The organism is Bartonella sp. AP40SXNS (assembly GCF_042195825.1).
Classification (GTDB): domain Bacteria; phylum Pseudomonadota; class Alphaproteobacteria; order Rhizobiales; family Rhizobiaceae; genus Bartonella.
Genome location: NZ_JBHIPB010000059.1, coordinates 1 through 2094, shown reverse-complemented (window position 1 = coordinate 2094; position 2094 = coordinate 1). Strand labels below are relative to the sequence as shown.

At 40.5% G+C, this 2094-nt stretch carries 1 pseudogene; it reads left to right on the top strand.

The annotated features are described in order from the left end of the window. Positions 1-267: 267 nt before the first annotated feature. Positions 268-2094: pseudogene (locus ACFILZ_RS09625) on the top strand (hypothetical protein); the annotation flags it as partial.

Genomic DNA, 2094 nt, shown 5'->3' with positions numbered 1-2094 from the left:
ATATACAAAGCCTCTTTTTAGTTAGGAAAAAACAACACACTAAAACCCTTAGACTCTAAATGTATTATATTTATGTCCAAAAAACATAATCAAAAAGATAAGCATTTGAGTCTCAATACAGAGAGCACAAACAAAACAAAAGACTCAAAATATTCACACTCTAAGCAATGATCCTCTACTCTAAGTTCCAAAGAGATCAATAATGCTAAAATGTGTCTTTTTTATGTTTTGGAGGTGTTTTTAAGTTTTTTCATTGGAGAGTTTGTTATGAAAAAATTATATGCCCCACAAGCAGCGAGTAAATTAAAACGTTCTCGTTTTTCTTTGGTTAAAGTTCTTTCGTTGGCTATAGCTGCTACATTCTTATCGAATGTTACGCCTGTTTTTTCAGCAAATCCTGATTTTAGAAACACCTTTCTTGAAGGTGTAAAAAGTGTTGGTATATCTTATCCACAAAGCATTCTCTCTGTTGCTGGTTTGAATGATTCTGAAGACTATGCAAATTTTCTAATCAATTTTTTTTCTGATACGGATGATAATAGTTCCATAATAAATGTTTTGACAGAAGGTAGCCGTTTTGCGCGAGTTGGAAATGTTGGTGATAAAAAAGCGCTACAACTTACAAGAAGTATTCATACGAATTCTATAGATGGTGCAGATTTTTCAAACCCTTCTGGTTTGTTAAGAACAGTATCGACCCAAAGAGCTGCAGCAAAAGGCAATGGTCATCCTCTGGAGCAGGGTTATAGTGCGAGTGCAAAAGGTTATGATGCTATTGCGTTAGGTCCATTGGCGGAAGCAAAACAAGATAGAAGTATTGCTATAGGTTTGTCTTCTTACGCTAATGCTCATAATAGTATTGCGATTGGTTCTGCTCCAGACTTTGCTACTGAAGAGCAAAGAACAACTGCTGGAGATGAAAAAGCAATTGCCATAGGTTTTCAAGCTAGAGCTTTCGGCAAGTTTACAATAGCGTTGGGGGATTCTGCTGGCACTACGCGGGAAGATGCGATTGCTATTGGTCATCATGCAAATGCGTTTAGTCAGCATTCGATAGCTATAGGTTCTAAGGCACAGGTGGATGAGGGGGGGGAGCGTGGTATTGCTCTAGGTTATCAAGCCCGGGTATCAAATGAAGTGGATAGCATTGCTATAGGCTACATGGCTCATGCTTTAGGCAAAGACAGCATCGCGATAGGTTCCGAATATAATGAATCGGTTGGGCCAGACGATCATACATTTGCAAAAGGTGATTATTCAACGGCTGTGGGTGCTGTTTCTAAGGCTTTGGAGTATGGTACGACTGCTGTTGGTCATCGTGCACAGGCACTTAGTAAGCATGCTATTTCTCTTGGATTTTATTCGAAAGCAGAGGGAGAGGGGGCTATCGCTATCGGTGTTGATTCTGTGGTTTCGGTGAATGATGGCGTTGCTATAGGAAGAGCTTCTGTAGCTGATAGGGCTGCAGGTGTTTCAGGATATACTTCTTCGCTGCAGGGGCCGACAAAAAACACTGAAGCGCAATGGAAAAGTACGCAGGGTGCAGTGAGTGTTGGTAATCCTAGTAAGGGCATAACGCGGCAGATTATAGGTGTAGCAGCTGGTAGTGAGCCTACTGATGCAGTAAATGTTGTACAGTTAAAAGACTTAGAAAGTGTCGTAAGAAATGGTGGTTGGAAACTATCTGTTGGGGGTAAGGATGATAAGACCGTTATCATGGACAGCGCGGTAGATTTTTCCGCTGGAAGTACAAATCTTCAAATTAGCAAAGGCAAAGATAATAATATAAAATTTGATCTAGCTAAGGAAATTGCAGTCAATAAAGTAACTGCAGGAAACAGTACCTTAGATGCAACAGGCTTAGTGATTACAGGTGGACCGAAAATAATCATTTCTGGGATAGATGCTGGGGGTAAAAAGATTACAGGAGTGTCTGATGGCACTGGAGCGAACGATGTAGTTAATTTTTCACAGTTAAGCAAAACCAATGAGAGTCTTTCGTCCACAGCGAGAAATCTGGAAACGGCTATGGCGAATACATCAAAATATTTTGGTGGAGGTGCAGGAGTTGCTGGTTCTGCCATGACGGGACCA